Source organism: bacterium, from assembly GCA_036382775.1.
Taxonomy (GTDB): domain Bacteria; phylum Hydrothermota; class Tepidihabitantia; order SM23-42; family JAOAFX01; genus DASVHD01.
Genome location: DASVHD010000029.1, coordinates 140,207 through 156,092, shown reverse-complemented (window position 1 = coordinate 156,092; position 15,886 = coordinate 140,207). Strand labels below are relative to the sequence as shown.

The window sequence follows — 15,886 nt, the reverse complement described above, 5'->3', positions numbered from 1 at the left end:
TAATAATTGGTATGATTTATATAAAGACCGTATTATGTACATTAAACACTTTGACATTAATTCAGATTTTGAATCTACCGGAGGTATTATAAGACGTAAAAGATCGTAAATACGCACAAGGAGGATAACATGACAAAAAGCATCCTGATCACTGCCATGATTTTGATGATGGCAGCGACAATCAACGCCCAGCCCACGGTAGGTTTGGGGGTGAAAATGAGCCGGCACGAGGTGAGCTTCTTAATAACCGCTGACGGATACGAAAAATATCAATGGGAACGGTACTGGGGCATGAGCTGCGACATCACGGTCAATTTCACCAGATACCTGACGCTCAGGGTGGAAACAATGGAATTCAAAAAATTCGACAATTCCGGAGGTTTGGGCAACGGCGGTTACAGTTTCAGTCTTTTTTCCGACCTCGACGCCGATCTGATGTATATCCTGCCGCTCAAGTTCCCGGTTTCACCGCTTGTATACGCCGGCGCGAATTTCGAGAAATTCATGGACAAACCGGTAGCCGACCCGCGCGGCATTGCCACGCCTTCAGAACTCAGGATCGGGCTCGGCGTCCTGTACCACCTGCGCGAAAAGTCAAAATTGCAGCTTGAATTCCAGATCTACGACAAGCGCCAGACCGCGGCTCAGTCGTATTCCGACTATCCCGAATCTTTTGTCTACGAAACCATGGAGGCCATCGGCTTTAACCGCGCGAACCTGGGAGCGTACATCAATTTTTGAACAACGAACAAAACTGATCTGCCATACGTTGAAAGACAAAATATAGTTATTAGGTGATTGGGTAATTGTGTTATTTAGTAAATAGCCTGACAGGGAGTGCTTTATTCCCGCTTATTTTTTCTTAATTATAAACCCGGTATCATTTATATAAATATCGTACGGATCCTGACTTGGATACTGGAACGCGGCGGTGCCGTAAGCGGCATCGATGAAGGGGATTTTCTTCCAGTTTTTCAGCATAAAACGCCAAAAGCCGGTCTCATTCGCAATCTGGTATCTATTTGAATAAACCGCATCTGATCCGGAACCCTCGACATCGCGTCCTTCGAACCTCGTGATGCAATAATATGATTCGGCCCCAAGCCACCTCAGACTTGTCTTCCATCGCACGATATAGCCCTCGATCATCCACTGATCACCGGTTAGTTTGAAAAAATGACTCTTATCCTCCTTCGCGTTGAAAAAGGTCATGGCGATCGTGTCGCCATGCGCCTCGGCAAATACGTATCCGATCTTTTCTTCATGGGAAAACCTGGCAAAAGTGTACACGAATAAAGCGATGGCTGTGAACGCAAGTCCAAAACCAACTGTAATAAGGAAGATCAGGAGGGAGATTAAAAAGCCTTTTGCATCTGTGCGTTTTTTAAAGACAGCGATCAGAGCCTGGATGATCACGATGATGCCCAGCGCGAGCAGAACAATACCGACGATCCCGAGCACCATAACAAATGTATCCATGCCTTATTATAATCTCACATATCCGCAAGTCAATGGAACCTTATGGGGTTAAGTCTTCCTTAGAAAGCAAGAGTAATTAAGTGGTTGAGTAGATGAGAATAGTAAGTAGCGTGCGATTTATTAACGAATCACGTGAAAATAGGCTCAGTTCTCTAAATTACTAAAATTCACCTGCTTGATTTTTATTTCGTAAAGCATATAATTCTGTAGGAATTTCGGTCGTATAGACTAAGTATTACAATAAAAAGGAGGTTTGCATGGATAGATCTTTGAGGATCGCAGCCGTGAAAATAATGTTTTTCTTGCTCATAGCATGTTCATGTAGAGAAGGGTTGGAAAACCTGCCGCCCGATATCGATTCGGATCTTCTTGCGTATTATCATCTTGACGGTAATGGAAACGATGCGAGCGGTAACAACCGGAACGCTGTACTGTACAGCGTGAACGCTACTGCCGATAACAAAGGCAACTCCAACGGAGCATGCATGTTCGACGGATCGACGTCCTGGATCGACGTGCCGGCGTTACCCGTAAGCGCCGATCTGACGGTCAGCTTCTGGATGAAAACGCAGGCGACCAGTTGGAGTATATTCCCCTGGTCGATGTTCATCATCGACCGCGACCTTGCTGGCGCAAACCGCGATTGGAGTATTTGTAACGGGCAGGACGGTTTTTTAGAATTTAACACGGGAAGCAGTTATGATTATACCATGATCAGCACGGATACTATAAACGGCGGCCAATGGCTGCATGTCGCGGTCGTCAGGGATTCCAGCGCGAAATTAAAAAGCATCTATATTGACGGCATTGTCAACGCAACGGAAGAATTTGATGATCAGCCGTTCGTCAATCAGGATTCCAATATTTGCATCGGATGTTCCAGGGTCGATAAAGCGAACCATTTATTTTACGAGGGCGCGCTGGACAACGTGCGTTTCTACAGCAGAGCGCTTTCCGCTTTCGATATCGATAGTTTATATAAAGCGGAAAAATAATTTAAACGCATCAGTATAACAAAATCAACTGGTAAGTAATTGGGTAGTTGTGTTATTTGGTAAATAAGCCAAAAATTATTCTGGCAACAAACACGGGATTAACCCTCGAAATTATAAGCTACTCAGGACAGTCTTGACAATTGGGCACCGGGTGTTATATTGTAAAATAAAACAGGAGCCGGAGAGAGCTATGAAACTCGATATGGTTTTAGAAGTTCTATGCTGAAGGCATGGGATAAAGAATGGCTAAACAAGTAGAAGTGAACACAAAATCATCAAAAACCTTGAATGCTACATCAGTAGTGCTCAGGGTATTTGTAATTATGGCCATTATATTGTACATTGCTGCACGGCCGTATGAAGATGCTGACTATATCGGGTGCCGGTATGTCGCGTTTTTTGGATCAGTGCTTCTCATATTTTATAGTATCTGGGCTAAAAGCAAGCTCTGGACCGTGGTGTTTTGCGCGGTTGCCGTGATCTTTTTTCCGGTAATACTAATTCATATTAACCAATATGCCTGGTCATTTATTGCTTTTTTTGCCGCGGTGGTTTTAGGATTATCCATAAAATTCTTAAAAAATAAGAAAGAACCAATTGTATATGGTAAAAATGCGAAGAAACCCTCGGCAGCCGCAGAAGCGTACCCGCACCCGCAGCATCAACAGGAAAAGCAACCGGATGCAGAGCGTCCCAGTCGCGAGCATGTGCTATGGGAACAGCAACTGAACCCGGATGTCGTGAATTCGGTGCGCAATTATTTGATCTTTGTATTGGATCAGTTACGACCGACCGATTGGGAAGTGTATGCCTTGAAAGCGATATGCAGGCATTCGCCGGCTTTGTCATACTTGCTGGTAAACGGAAAACTCGATATCGAATTTATTAAAAACAGGGAGGCGGAGGGCATGCGCATGGCGATCGATGTCATAAAAGAGATCCCGGTATACGACGGCATGACCCTGAGAGATTTTTTTCACAACGCATTCGAAGCCATGTACAAGGAAACAAGCTATGGCAGAGGCGATAAGTTCTGCTGGTATGGCCGGGACCGCGTGATCGAGACTTTAAGGTCATTTCAGGTTAGCTCAAAAACCATTGTGCCGCACAATGCCAAGTTTTACGATATTGACGGCAAGGAGTTGGAGCTCGATACGACCATAGATACCGATACCATTCAAAAGATCAAGGATTCACTTGAGTATTTTGAAAAATCGAGAGAAAAACACACGGAGAAAGACGCGGTAAAAGGTAAATACCGGTTCGAGATCCAGTCCGAATATCCGGTGATTGAATTCGACCTGGAAGCGATCGAGAAAGCAGGAATATTTGAATATAGCGGTTCGCTGGTGAATAGTCTATATGAAGATCTGAAACAGCTGCTTAGCGTTAGTGCTGACTATACCTATCTTGGATATTATGCCGCGAGCGATCCGCGTTACGATGTCCTCGCATCAAGTTATGGAGTCTTAGACGGTGTTCTCATGCTGATCAAGTATAAGGGCGCCGTAGAATATTTCGCGGACAGGCTTTACGTGGAATTCCAGGATATTGATCAGAAGAGCTGGGTTTTTCAGTGGCTAACATGCCACAAATTGCATATCGAGGGGAACGATTAATAAAAAGACAGGGGCAGGGTTCTAGTTTCCAGATACTAGGATCCAGGGCTTAGAATCTAAAAACCGCTCTTTAATACTAGATGCAAAGTGCCAGGGATTAGACGAGGAACCAGGACCGAGTTTATTAACCCAGCCCTGCGGCAAATCCTCACTTCAACTTGATGAGTTTCTGAGTCTCAATCTGTTTGTTCACGTCAATACAAAGAAAATAGACTCCAGAGGCAAGGTGCCGAATTTCTGTATTGTTTAAACTCAACAAGGAAGGCACAAAAGCATAGGTTGAAGAGAACACCGGGACACCACGGATATCGTAGAGTGTAATCTTCAATGGTTCTATCCGCTCCTGATCAAATCTCAATATAATTTTATCACTGAAGAATGAGGGAGCGAGAAAGGAGCGAGAAAGAGACGCGAGCGTCTTTTCTTGTTCCGCTATTCCTAAATTGCCCGTCGGGTTGCGTTTATAGTATATCTCCCAATTAGCATCGCGGCTGTCATGCCACACCGCATGCACCATCGAATCAGAAACCACTATCGAAGGTTCCCTCGATTCAGAAAGATTATCAGTAAGCCTGATATCTGCTCCCCAGCTTGCGCCGTTATCGGCGGAGCATTTGTAGTAGATCTCAGAAGTGTCTCCGTTACGGTTATCCGGCCAGGCTACATGCACCATTGGGCTAGAAGCCGCTATTGAAGGATACCACGAAGAATAGTTCTCGGCAAGTTGCGTTTCCGTTTCCCAGGTTGTGCCGTTATCAAGAGAACGGGTGTAATATATCTGGGGGGTCGTAGATCCATGGCGAAAGTCAGCGTATGCCACGTGAACGATCGAATCTAAAACCGCTACCGAGGGAAACTGCGAGGGAGCAGGCGTGATGCTTTTATCTGTCTCCCAGGTTACGCCGTTATCAAAAGAACGGGTGTAATAAGTCTGAGGGCTGGCGCGCATATCCATCCAGACCACGTGGACGATCGAATCAGAAACCGCTACTGAAGCGAGGTTCTTTCCAGCAGCCGGGGCGGCCGGGGTGATTATTCTATCCGTCTCCCAGGTTGTGCCGTTATCGAGAGAACGCGTGTAATAGATCTGAGGGCCGGCGCGCATGTCGGTCCAGACCACATGCACGATCGAACCGGTAACCGCTACTGAGGGATGGTACGCCACGCCGCTGGCGGAAGTGAGGGCCGTGTCCGGTCCCCAGGTTGCGCCATTGTCTAATGAACGTTTGTAGAATACCCTGGGGGATCCTAGACGTCCGTCATACCAGACCACGTGGACGATCGAATCAGAAAGCGCTATTGAAGGACGTTCTGACCAAGAAGCATCTGTGGTAAGACGCTCATCAACTCCCCAGGTTGTGCCATAGTCTATGGAACGTTTGTGGTAAATCTCTGTATTTCCATCGCGATTGTCATGCCACACCACATGGATATTAGCGCCAGAAGCTGCCACGCACCGGGCATTGTTGAAAGAAGTTACAGACTCAAGAGAATCATAAGTCAGCCGCGTATCCGACTCCCATTGAGCCAATAGCATGAAAGGCATGAATAGCCCCGCGGCTATCAATAGCAGATATTTGTTCTTTCGCATTTTACCTCCTTTTATCGCCGTCTTGTTTTTTTATCCGTAAAAGAATCTTTTTTGGTTTTCACTACATAATAATATGCTAAACTGTGTAGCGCTTCAATGACCGAGATTTCCTAAAACCATTGGTTTTCCGGGGGTTATATGAATATGTTTTCTCCCCTTGACAAATGTCTGTATCTTATGTAAGATGTTTCCACGTATGGATAACAGACAGACGCTGCGGCTTAAGGTTGCGCAATACTATCTCAATAATGGCATATCGTTCAGGCAGGCCGCCTTGAAGTTTCATCTTGCATACTGCACGATCTTTAAATGGGTCAAATTATACAAGAAACAGGGCGAAGAGGGGCTTTTATCTGCCTATAAAAGACCCTGGAACCGAGCAAGACCTGACGTTGAAGAAAAGATAGTTTTAATGAAGGAGTATGAGCCTGGTTTAACCGTGCGCCAGGCAAAGGCGAACCTTGAAAAAGAGGGCATCCGGATTTCTATTAAGGGGATATGGGGGATCTGGAAAAGGCATGGTTACGCCGGGTACAATCAGGAGAATGTGACCGGTAATTTCACTGATTGTCCATGGACCAAGGAGGCGCAAAAGAAATACGAGGTTGTGAAATGGCTATTTGAGCGCGGGCTGGTCGCCAGATCAGCTGAGATACTGAATTCCATGCCGGTCCTGCCTGAAAATGATCTCCTTCCCCGGATCTCTGATTCGCGGTTAAACATAAGAAGGCAGATCGAGAAGACCGGTCTCCTATTCGGCAAGATCCCTGTCCGTTCTTATCTGAAGCGACTGAGGATCTTGTATGATGAGTGCCATCGCCGAAATTTACATTATTCTGTCTTGATCGTTGGATTAGTAGAAATCAAGGTACTATCATGGAGTGGCGAGCCGTTGGAAATGCTGAACAAGGTGGCGGAATTGAAAGGCATGCTTGAAAAGACCGGAAATCAAAATTCTTATTCACTCTTTGCCCTGCGTCTTTCGCTCCTGATCTCCGAGGGATTTGCGCGTACCGGTCTTCTAATGTTAAAAGAAGCATCGGATATTGCCAGGACCTGCCGTATTATATTGAAAAGGCGGAAACACATATCTCCTTTTTTCATGCGCGATCTGGGACAGCTGTACGCGCAATTGGAGGATTTCAGAGAAGCCAAGTATTGGTATCTAAGATCAATCGACGGGTTTGACGCGAAGGAAGCAAAAATAACCAAGCCTCTCCTCGCTGACACATTCACCGTCAGGGGAGAGTACAAGAGGGCGCTCGAAGTCGTGAAAAATGAAGAGCTGGACCATTGGGGGAGTCATTCCAAAATGCTTCGCATTCAGTCCTGGTGGTCGCTCACAAAAGGAATGCCCGATAAGGCAATATCGCTTGCGGTTGAGGTTCTTGCGTCGTTGGAAAAGGATAAAGCAAAAGGCAGTATGTTTGGCTGTTATTTGACGATCGCGAGCGCATATTGCAGTCTGGGTGAAAAAAACAGGGCAAGACGAACACTTAAGAAAATCCTTCCCTTTTTGATAAAGAACCAGTTGGAAGTCGTTAAGACGATCGTCGACATTCTATTCTCAAAACCCCAGCCCGCTGCGGACGCAATGCTCTTGCGCAGACAGACCTTACCTACGATCAAGCTCGCGCTTCTTCTTAAGAACGGTCAATATGCCGGCGCATTGAAATACGCCGAGAAGAAGGGTATTTTGGCGTTCTTGCATCGATACGTCTTTTTCTTTCCAGAAGTGATCACGGATCTGCTTGAAAAAGGCAAACCTGTCGGCCTTCCACGGGCAATGCTCAATTTGCCGGTATTCCGAAAAGAAATTCCGGTTTACTCAGTAAAATTTCTCGGCAACCTCATAGTCCACAAAAATCAAAAATATCTAAAAATTCACACCGTTAGGAAAAGAACGCAAGTTGTTTCATCAGAAAAATGCAGTTCGGAAGCTGGCATATCTCAGGCTTTCAAGGTGAGAGAGAGTCTCTCTAACGGAGTAAACTTAACGCCCAAAGACACCGCCTTCTTGATTCATCTTGCGACCGCAAAAAGCCGGCATATTGCACTTGACAGGATCTATAAGAATTTCTGGCCGCACAGCGAAAATTCTTCACGAAACCTGGCACACCTTTTGGTGAGAATAAGAAGAGCGCTTCGGCTTCCCTCTCATTTTCTCTATATAAGAGGAAATAGGCTCTGTTTTGATTGTCATTTCATCACCGATTATGGTGAATACCAGGAGCATATTGCCCAGGCAAAGGCATTCTCAACCGCCGGTGAATGGGCATTTGCCAATGCTGAATACTCACAGGCATTTTCACTGTTCCGTAACGCGCCCTTTAATAAGATGTATGATAACTGGTCCGAAGATATGCGCAACACGGTCCTCGGAAACCTGGAAAATGGGGCGATTAAGTTCGCCGAAGTTTGTTCAGCTCATGGTGACCGGGAGAAAGGCATTGCGGTATTGCAGAAAATCTCCGAGATTATCCCTTACTCGGATGAAGTCAAAAATCGTATGAGCAATATAGCAACCGGGATCAAATAGCGGAGAGGCTGGTTTTTTTGGCGGACAAAGCCGATTTCCGCTTCCAGATACTGCCAGACCCGGCGCGTTGCGAGCTCATAGCAGCGTCTGAGCTTATCTGCCGATAGTTTGTCCGAATATTAATTCAGCATTGTAGGCAGGATCTGATTATCGGTATGAGGGTGAAAATCCAAGGATAAAGTCATCCATCCCGGATACCTTAATTGGATTACTACCGGATGTCAAATCCGTAAAAATATCTGGGCAGGTTACGACTGGAAATTAAATGGCAGCTGCCATTGTTTGTATACGGGATAATCTCATTTATCCCGTAGTGGGCATTGTGAGGTCGCCTACGTTACCCACCGCCTCGATGCTCAGTTCGTGGGCGTGCCTCATTGATATTGAGCGCTTGACCCATGAATTCCTTGCCATTCAACGCTGCTATTGCCGCCTGGGCTTCATTATTATCCGGCATTTCGACAAATCCAAATCCTCTTGACTGGCCACTGATTTTATCTTTAATGATATTTACGGACGCGACCTTGCCAAAGGCTTCAAACGCCTTTTGCAGATCACCATCAGTGGAGTCGTGCGACAGATTACCTACATATATATTCATAGTATCTCCTTTATATAGTAATAGTTATACATATTTTTAGCACGATGTCAACAAATATTTTGGGGTGCTTGACAAGCTGTGAGCGAAAAAATATAATGGATCGAGACCTAATCATAGAGGAGGCTGTCGGCATGAAGATGAAACAAAAGAAAGGAAATACGGTTCTAGCCGGTTTTTCCATCGCGCCGTTCGGCGTCGGCGACAAGCTCAGCAAATACATAGCCGGGGTTTTGAATATCGTCGACCGTTCGGGTCTGGAATACCGGCTTGGTTCCATGCAAACCTGCGTGGAGGGCGATTTCGAACGGGTAATCAAGGTGATCACTGCCTGTCATAAATACATGATCAGGCAGGCACCCAGGGTCCTTACCCACATCACGATCGATGACCGGCACGGCCGGACTGGCCGGATCACAGGTAAGATAAAGGACGTGGAAAGGGTGCTGGGCCGGAAGCTCCGGCATATATAAAGACCGGCTTTAGATGTTGAGTAATTGTGTGATTGTATTATCAGCTAATCGCAACAACCGATGACTACTGCTGTTGCTCCAGGTCCTTTTTCTTTTCCTCAAATTCCTTCTTTTCGATCTCACCCTTGGCGTAGCGCTGCTTCAGGATATCAAGCGGTGTTGTATTATGCTCAATACGACAGGATCTGCCCGCGACCATGCACCTTACGAACCAGACGATCCCAATGATCAAAAGGATCCAGAAAATCAGCATAAATATACCACCCATCCAACCAAATCCCCATGGACCACCCCAGTATCCGTGCATCATAAAAGCCTCCTTTTTACCCCTGCCTGACTATTAGACAACAATTAAAGGACAAAAGTACATCGGTAAAGACTAAATATTTTTTACAATCACCAAGCTAATAGACTCATAAACAATTGTCGAAGCTTCGTTATCACATTTTATATGAGATAACAAAGGGAGAGTATTATAGCGAAGGTTGGCAGCCAATTAAACGTCGATAGACCGATCCTGTTTGGTATTGTAAAAAAGATCGATTTGGATAAACTTGAAGAGACGTATGAAGGATAAATTTACCAAAGGTCAACGAATCGCGTTCGTGATTCGGAAGGAGGAATTATGCCAAGAGTGATTCATTTTGAGATCCATGCCGATGACCCCCAACGGGCCGTGAAGTTTTATAGCGGGGTTTTCGGCTGGGAAGTACAGAAATGGACGGAGCCAACGGACTACTGGCTGCTGATGACGGGCAAGGATGAACCGGGGATCAATGGTGCGATCATGAAACGCGAGAAACCGCTCAGCGGCAGCGGCGATATCATGGCATTTGTCTGCACGATCAGCATTGATTCGGTTGAGAAATACTCTTCAAAGATCGAGGCCGCCGGCGGCAAAATTCTTGTTCCCAAGGGCCCCATCCCCGGGATCGGCTGGTTTGCCCAGTGCCTCGACACCGAAGGCAACGTTTTTGGGATCCTGCAGAACGACCCGTCAGCGAAATAATTAAAAGTATGAATTCTGCACAGCAGCAACGAGAAAAATGAAAATAATAAAAACCATAATTATCGTTATTGCGCTTTTTGTTTTCCTGCTCATCGTACTTTTCGGGATCTATCTGGTAACGCACCGGCAGGGCGTTATCAAACCTTCCGAGATCGTCAACCCCGAGGCGAGCAAAAGTATCCTTATCGCCAGTCAAGGCAGCAAGTTCAAGAATGAGCTGGTCGACAGCATTACTGCCCGGCTAAAGAACAAACCTTTGTCAATCAAGGTGGTTGACGTTACTACCCTCAATGAAATCAGCGAAGCCGATTTTTCGGCTTTGGTGATCATTCATACAACGGAGAAATGGGAAATGCCGGCCGATGTCAAGAAGTTTCTGGACCAGGCAAAGGATCTGAAAAAGATCCTGCTGGTGACTACGTCGGGCGACGGGAACTGGAAGACAAAGGATTATAGCGTGGATGTCATCACGTCCGCGTCAGCGAGATCAGAACTTCAGGTTTTACCCGGCCGCATCGGCGCGTGGGTTGATTCGACTTTAAGAGAGTTTCAATGAAACTCATTGGATTGGTCATGATTGCCCGGTGTGGTTAAAAAAAGAATTTGGGAAAGAGGAAGTGGCATGAAGCCTTTAACCAGACATTTATTGTATTGGTCGCCCAGGGTACTTACAATTCTGTTCGCCATCTTCATCGGTCTGTTCGCCCTCGATGTCTTTTCAGCAGGCAAGGGATTCTGGGAAACGGTTCTTGGTTTGCTGATACACTTGATCCCAACAGCCTTTATCATAGGCGTGCTGGTGTTTTCATGGCGCCGGGAGTGGATCGGGGCGGTCATCTTTGTCGCTTTGGCGGTCCTGTATATCGTTTTAGCCCGGGGACGGTTCCCCTTGAGCACTTACGTTATCATCGCTGGTCCCCTGATATTGGCAGGAGGTTTGTTCATGCTGAACTGGCTGCTGAGGGCAAGTCCCTCAGATAAATCCAAGTGAAAAAATCAGGGCAGAAAGTTTTTTATATTATAATTATATGTTTGCTACTTCAGCTTGTTCCTCTTTACGCGTATTTTGATCAGGATGAACCGGCGCTCGCGCCATTGACTTTATGGACGTCCGACGTCCTCAGACAAAAGGAGTGGTTCTTTTGTCCCTGGGGATGGACCGCGTTTGGGATCACAGATAGGATCACCCTGGAATGGGATTGGATGCTTGCGGTCGGTCTATGCCCGGCGGGGTATATCAAGGTAAACTATTACCGGGATCCAAAATGCGCTCTTTCATTTGATCTCCTCGATTATTATATCCGGCCGCAACTGGTCGACACGGTGGAAGATTTCCAGCCCGGATATCAGTTCATCGGATATAAAATCTCCGGCAACCTTGCGTGGCTGCATGCTTCGGCAACCTATAGTTTAACGCAAAAATTAAGGGCTCATGTTACGACCGGATTCTCCTACACCGGTTATTACAAGATATGGCGCAAGGACCCACTTCCTATAATAACGGCAGAATTTACCAGCCGCATCAGCCCTGATCTATGGTGCGGTCTGGAATATAATGCTCACAAAAGCGTACATTTGATCGCAGCCTTGCTATACGGCAATTCTTTTGGTTTCTGGGACCAGATCCCGAGAAAACTGCAGGTGATCGGCGGCGTTTCATGGGCGCCGTTCCCGGATAACTGGTGGGGTATTTTACGGCGCTGGCGGCTCGATGTCGGGATATTCAATACCTATTTTTTAGAGATCGACCGCGAGCAGGGTTTTCTGCCGGCCCCTTATTTTTACTGGCAGGTACCTTTTTAAACGGCGTAAAATAGGCTGGAAGAAAAGTTTTGTTACAGCGCAATTTCCATGTATCTTGCGCCTTTGACAGGGTTGTAGCGATAAGGTTTGATGTCCTTGAATCCGAGGGATTCATAGAGTGAGATCGCTTCGGTCATCGTGTCGATGGTATCAAGCCTCATCCTTGCATAACCGATCGAGCGCGCGATCTCGATGATCCTCACTGCCATTTCCCGGCCAATCCCTTTGCCGCGGTACTTCGGCCGCACGTACATCCGCTTCATTTCGCATATTCTGTCTTCGATCTTGCGCATTGCCGCGCAGCCGGCGGTTTCATTGTCCCATAATGCCAGCATCAGGAAGCCATCGGGCGCCTGATACTCACCCGGCAACCCGGCGAACTCCCGGGCGTAATCCTGAAAATCAAGATCGAACCCCAGGGTCTCGGTGTATTCTTTGAACAGCCCGCGTATCTCCTGAACATGATTCTGGGATGTCGCTTCGATCAGTTTAAGCATCCGGAACAATCCTCCTCATTAATTTAAATCTGTCGTCCGCAATTTATCATACTTAACTTTTTTGTATCGTCAATGCCCTTAACCCGGGGTCAGAAACAGGGGATCTATGGATTGGTGATTTTGTTATCAGGCTGCAGTTAATTAGGTTATTGAGTAAATAAGTTATTCAATAGAAAAGAATATGCACCGAATACATTGACTTTGTGACACGATTGGTGATAATTAGATAATGATATGAGGAGAGCCATGGCGCCAGCAACAAATGCATGCCGCAGGATCATTTGCGCCGTTATATTCCTGTTCGCGTCTGTGGCAATGCTGCACGGAGGCCTGAACGTATGGACGTCGAACGGGCCGTACGGCGGTCACATTGTTTCGCTGGCGATCCATCCGACCGATCACAATATCGTTTATGCTGGTTGCGATGACAGCGGCGGCATTTTTAAAACAACGGACGGGGGCGAAACATGGGTATTCATATCGTCGTCGGTACCCGACGTGTGCGGCTGGGCGATCGCGATCGATCCCCAGGATCCCGGCATTGTCTACGCCGCTGACATCTACGGCTTTGGCGTATATAAATCGACCAATGATGGCGCCACCTGGGAATACATGAACACGGGCCTTGATGAAACCCATGTGACGTGTTTTGCCATCAGCAGGGATTCCTCAAATATAATCTACGCGGGAACTGGAGGGTGGCGGTTTCCCGGGAACGGTATCTACAAGAGTGTCAACGCGGGTGCCAGTTGGGTAGCCTCGGGCTTGAGCGGCACAAAAGTATATTGCCTGGCGATGCATCCTGATTCCTATAATATATTGTATGCCGGGACACATGGTAACGGTCTTTACCGAAGCACCAATGCCGGGAACAGCTGGTCACTATTATCTTTACCGTCATCCTATGTCAATTGCCTGGCGATCGACCCGGTTTCTCCTGATATTGTCTACGCCGGAACTTTGGCAGGTATTTACAGAACGACCAATAGCGGAAGCACGTGGGATTCGCTCGGTTTATTCCAGGAACTTATATGGTCGCTGACCATCGATCCAACATCAACAAATGTGATCTATGCTTCCACGTGCTGGAATGGTTCATACAAAAGTATGGACAGCGGATCGACGTGGTCGCCGGTCAATGCCGGGGTCAATTATCCGATTAATTTCTGCATCGCGGTCGATCCTGTTTCATCCAGTACGCTTTACCTCGGCACCGCCGCCGGCGGGGTCTATAAAAGCATCAATGGAGGAGCGTATTGGTCGCAAAAGATCCAGGGCATGAAAAACACGTACGCGTTCGGGCTCGTTCCTCATCCGGATTCTGCCGGTATCATTTACGCCGGACGCTGCTATGCCGAACCAGGTGCGTTTTTTTACCGGAGCATTGATGGCGGGCAGAACTGGGCGTCGCTCACCCAATTTGTAAATGTCGGGTTGACCGCTTTGATGATCGATCCTGATGACCATCGTGTTTTTTACGCGGGGGCGATCAAGGCGATCGTCAAAACAACAGACTACGGCGCGACCTGGATATTGCTAGACTCCCTGCTTCATACTGAAGAGCGCGTCCCCTCGATGGCCATTGATCCGTTCGCGACGAACACAGTTTATGCCGGCGCCTACATAGTTGACCCGGACACCGGGATATCGGTCCGCAAGAGCGTAGACTACGGCATGCATTGGTCTGAAATAGCGTTTTTTCCCAAGACGGTTGAGTCCCACGCGCTTGATCCCGTGTCTGACATCCTCCATGGCGGAGCCCTGGCAGTAAGTCCCGTCTCTTCAAATGTCATTTACGCGGGAGCATTTGGCGGAGTGTTCAAGAGCACGGACGCAGGAAATATCTGGTCTATCCAGGGACTAGCAAACGAGGCGGTCTTCGCTCTTGAGGTAAACCCTGATTCTGAACAGATTATATACGCGGGATGCGAATCAGGCAGGGTTTTCAAAAGCACTGATTCCGGCAATAACTGGATGCAGGTCGACCCGGGTTGGCCGTCAGCCATGATCACTGACATTCTGGTAGATCCTTCTTCAACAAATGACGTGTACGTGAGCCGCGATGCATCGGACTGGCATGCCGGAGCGCACGGGGGCGTGGCGCACAGCACTGACGGAGGATCCAGCTGGACCGAGATCGATTCCGGATTGACGACGACCCACACGATCAGGCTGGCGATCGATACGACCGCGAACACTTTGTACGCCGCGACCTACGGCGGTGGGGTATTTTCTTACGCTTTTTTTACCAGTGTTGAAGAGGATCCAAGCGCGTGCGAAGATCCACAAAACAACGCAGTGGTTCAGATCTATCCTAACCCTTTCTCAAGGATGACAACGATCAGCTTTGATACAAAACCGGGCATAAAGAGCATGGAGTTGAAAATCTATGACGCTGCCGGAAGGTTGGTGAAATCATTTAAACTACCTACTGCCTACTCCATACTGCCTACTAATGTCGTCTGGGATGGTTCAGACGACTTCGGTGGTCAAGTGCCTGCCGGGATTTATTTCGGCGAACTCAAAGCGCGAAACTTAAGAACGGTCAGTAAACTCATTCTGCTTCGTAAACCGTAAGTTATTGAGTAAGGTGCTAGACCTTTTTGCTCCCCTTAGTATAACCGGATGTGTTTAAAAATTATACACCCGTCAATAATTTCTCATTGACATTATGTTATATGTATATATATTAAATACTTCAGTTAAGGAACCGGAAAGGAGAAGCCATGGTTGATATAGAAAAACTAAAAGGTTTTAGTTTATTCAAACATCTCAATGAAAGAGAACTTGAACAGATCGCTCAAATCGCGGAAGAAGAGTCATCCAAAAAAGATATGCGGATATTCGAGGAAAAAGCACTGGCTGTGAACCTATACCTGGTATTGGAAGGCAGGGTGGAGCTCAAGATCTCGGGTGATGGTAAAGAAAAGATCGTGATCGACACGGCCGGACCGGGCGACATATTTGGCTGGTCGGCAGTAACCGACCCGCATACTTTTACCGCGGCTGCCTAGACGATCGAGGACTCAAAGTTCATCGTTCTTAGCAGTGAAAATCTGATCAGCCTTTTTGACAAGAACAATCACATCGGTTACCGGATAATCAAAGAGATCGCTACGGTCGCGTCCCGGAGAGTGAAAGCTCTGGAGCAAAAGCTCGCCGATATCATCCACGCGAAATAATATAATACAACCTTCAGGCACTGGTTCCTCATTACCTGTCCACCCATATTTCGTCAATTGACGAAATATGAAAAACTGATGCTTGATTTTTTGATCGGTTT

At 47.0% G+C, this 15,886-nt stretch carries 17 protein-coding genes; 11 read left to right on the top strand and 6 right to left on the bottom strand.

Features of this window, described 5'->3' with window-relative positions:
* The first annotated feature begins 129 nt into the window (after positions 1-129).
* Complete coding sequence (locus tag VF399_05945; GenBank protein ID HEX7319880.1) at positions 130-741, top strand: hypothetical protein; 612 nt, start codon at positions 130-132, stop codon at positions 739-741.
* 111 nt (positions 742-852) lie between these two features.
* Here VF399_05945 and VF399_05940 read toward each other — a convergent pair whose 3' ends face one another.
* A complete protein-coding gene (locus tag VF399_05940; protein HEX7319879.1) occupies positions 853-1,479 on the bottom strand; it encodes a hypothetical protein in 627 nt (208 codons plus the stop codon).
* Between the two features lie 257 nt (positions 1,480-1,736).
* Here VF399_05940 and VF399_05935 point away from each other — a divergent pair, with 257 nt between their 5' ends.
* Together VF399_05935 and VF399_05930 are read left to right on the top strand one after the other, a co-directional pair.
* A complete protein-coding gene (locus VF399_05935) occupies positions 1,737-2,474 on the top strand; it encodes a LamG domain-containing protein (protein ID HEX7319878.1) in 738 nt (245 codons plus the stop codon).
* A 242-nt stretch (positions 2,475-2,716) separates the two neighbouring features.
* Complete coding sequence (locus tag VF399_05930; GenBank protein HEX7319877.1) at positions 2,717-4,093, top strand: DUF6804 family protein; 1,377 nt, start codon at positions 2,717-2,719, stop codon at positions 4,091-4,093.
* Positions 4,094-4,241: 148 nt separating this feature from the next.
* Here VF399_05930 and VF399_05925 read toward each other — a convergent pair whose 3' ends face one another.
* Entirely contained in the window at positions 4,242-5,366 is a 1,125-nt protein-coding gene (locus VF399_05925; protein ID HEX7319876.1) for an exo-alpha-sialidase, read from the bottom strand.
* A gap of 514 nt (positions 5,367-5,880) precedes the next feature.
* Here VF399_05925 and VF399_05920 point away from each other — a divergent pair.
* Entirely contained in the window at positions 5,881-8,223 is a 2,343-nt protein-coding gene (locus VF399_05920; protein ID HEX7319875.1) for a helix-turn-helix domain-containing protein, read from the top strand.
* Positions 8,224-8,560: 337 nt separating this feature from the next.
* On the opposite strand, the gene VF399_05915 is transcribed toward VF399_05920, so the two are convergent.
* Positions 8,561-8,824 carry an RNA-binding protein gene (locus VF399_05915; protein HEX7319874.1) on the bottom strand — a complete coding sequence of 88 codons (264 nt, stop codon included), beginning with the start codon at positions 8,822-8,824 and terminating at the stop codon, positions 8,561-8,563.
* A 131-nt stretch (positions 8,825-8,955) separates the two neighbouring features.
* Here VF399_05915 and VF399_05910 point away from each other — a divergent pair, with 131 nt between their 5' ends.
* Entirely contained in the window at positions 8,956-9,294 is a 339-nt protein-coding gene (locus tag VF399_05910; GenBank protein ID HEX7319873.1) for an MTH1187 family thiamine-binding protein, read from the top strand.
* A gap of 64 nt (positions 9,295-9,358) precedes the next feature.
* Here VF399_05910 and VF399_05905 read toward each other — a convergent pair whose 3' ends face one another.
* Complete coding sequence (locus VF399_05905; protein HEX7319872.1) at positions 9,359-9,604, bottom strand: SHOCT domain-containing protein; 246 nt, start codon at positions 9,602-9,604, stop codon at positions 9,359-9,361.
* Between the two features lie 315 nt (positions 9,605-9,919).
* Between VF399_05905 and VF399_05900 the strand changes: the two genes are divergently transcribed.
* From VF399_05900 to VF399_05885, 4 genes are all read left to right on the top strand, one after another.
* The gene (locus VF399_05900) at positions 9,920-10,303 is read left to right on the top strand and encodes a VOC family protein (protein ID HEX7319871.1); all 384 of its coding nucleotides are present in this window, start codon (positions 9,920-9,922) and stop codon (positions 10,301-10,303) included.
* A 37-nt stretch (positions 10,304-10,340) separates the two neighbouring features.
* Positions 10,341-10,859, top strand: a complete 519-nt coding sequence (locus VF399_05895; GenBank protein HEX7319870.1) for a hypothetical protein — start codon at positions 10,341-10,343, stop codon at positions 10,857-10,859.
* A gap of 66 nt (positions 10,860-10,925) precedes the next feature.
* On the top strand, positions 10,926-11,294 hold the full coding sequence (locus tag VF399_05890) for a hypothetical protein (GenBank protein HEX7319869.1): 369 nt from the start codon (positions 10,926-10,928) through the stop codon (positions 11,292-11,294).
* A gap of 41 nt (positions 11,295-11,335) precedes the next feature.
* Complete coding sequence (locus tag VF399_05885; protein ID HEX7319868.1) at positions 11,336-12,106, top strand: hypothetical protein; 771 nt, start codon at positions 11,336-11,338, stop codon at positions 12,104-12,106.
* Positions 12,107-12,138: 32 nt separating this feature from the next.
* Here VF399_05885 and VF399_05880 read toward each other — a convergent pair whose 3' ends face one another.
* Positions 12,139-12,603, bottom strand: coding sequence for a GNAT family N-acetyltransferase (locus VF399_05880; GenBank protein HEX7319867.1), 465 nt, complete (start codon positions 12,601-12,603; stop codon positions 12,139-12,141).
* Between the two features lie 246 nt (positions 12,604-12,849).
* Here VF399_05880 and VF399_05875 point away from each other — a divergent pair, with 246 nt between their 5' ends.
* Together VF399_05875 and VF399_05870 are read left to right on the top strand one after the other, a co-directional pair.
* Positions 12,850-15,180: a T9SS type A sorting domain-containing protein gene (locus VF399_05875; protein HEX7319866.1), complete on the top strand. Its 2,331-nt coding sequence runs from the start codon at positions 12,850-12,852 to the stop codon at positions 15,178-15,180.
* A 149-nt stretch (positions 15,181-15,329) separates the two neighbouring features.
* Complete coding sequence (locus VF399_05870) at positions 15,330-15,617, top strand: cyclic nucleotide-binding domain-containing protein (GenBank protein HEX7319865.1); 288 nt, start codon at positions 15,330-15,332, stop codon at positions 15,615-15,617.
* A gap of 12 nt (positions 15,618-15,629) precedes the next feature.
* Here VF399_05870 and VF399_05865 read toward each other — a convergent pair whose 3' ends face one another.
* A complete protein-coding gene (locus tag VF399_05865; GenBank protein HEX7319864.1) occupies positions 15,630-15,806 on the bottom strand; it encodes a hypothetical protein in 177 nt (58 codons plus the stop codon).
* Positions 15,807-15,886 lie beyond the last annotated feature (80 nt).

What these genes read in the sequence shown, in the direction of transcription:
- VF399_05945 (HEX7319880.1), top strand. Translation starts at nt 130, where the DNA reads ATGACAAAAAGCATCCTGATCACTGCCATGATTTTGATGATGGCAGCG.
- VF399_05940 (HEX7319879.1), bottom strand. Translation starts at nt 1,479, where the DNA reads ATGGATACATTTGTTATGGTGCTCGGGATCGTCGGTATTGTTCTGCTC.
- VF399_05935 (HEX7319878.1), top strand. Translation starts at nt 1,737, where the DNA reads ATGGATAGATCTTTGAGGATCGCAGCCGTGAAAATAATGTTTTTCTTG.
- VF399_05930 (HEX7319877.1), top strand. Translation starts at nt 2,717, where the DNA reads ATGGCTAAACAAGTAGAAGTGAACACAAAATCATCAAAAACCTTGAAT.
- VF399_05920 (HEX7319875.1), top strand. Translation starts at nt 5,881, where the DNA reads ATGGATAACAGACAGACGCTGCGGCTTAAGGTTGCGCAATACTATCTC.
- VF399_05915 (HEX7319874.1), bottom strand. Translation starts at nt 8,824, where the DNA reads ATGAATATATATGTAGGTAATCTGTCGCACGACTCCACTGATGGTGAT.
- VF399_05910 (HEX7319873.1), top strand. Translation starts at nt 8,956, where the DNA reads ATGAAGATGAAACAAAAGAAAGGAAATACGGTTCTAGCCGGTTTTTCC.
- VF399_05905 (HEX7319872.1), bottom strand. Translation starts at nt 9,604, where the DNA reads ATGATGCACGGATACTGGGGTGGTCCATGGGGATTTGGTTGGATGGGT.
- VF399_05900 (HEX7319871.1), top strand. Translation starts at nt 9,920, where the DNA reads ATGCCAAGAGTGATTCATTTTGAGATCCATGCCGATGACCCCCAACGG.
- VF399_05895 (HEX7319870.1), top strand. Translation starts at nt 10,341, where the DNA reads ATGAAAATAATAAAAACCATAATTATCGTTATTGCGCTTTTTGTTTTC.
- VF399_05890 (HEX7319869.1), top strand. Translation starts at nt 10,926, where the DNA reads ATGAAGCCTTTAACCAGACATTTATTGTATTGGTCGCCCAGGGTACTT.
- VF399_05880 (HEX7319867.1), bottom strand. Translation starts at nt 12,603, where the DNA reads ATGCTTAAACTGATCGAAGCGACATCCCAGAATCATGTTCAGGAGATA.
- VF399_05875 (HEX7319866.1), top strand. Translation starts at nt 12,850, where the DNA reads ATGGCGCCAGCAACAAATGCATGCCGCAGGATCATTTGCGCCGTTATA.
- VF399_05870 (HEX7319865.1), top strand. Translation starts at nt 15,330, where the DNA reads ATGGTTGATATAGAAAAACTAAAAGGTTTTAGTTTATTCAAACATCTC.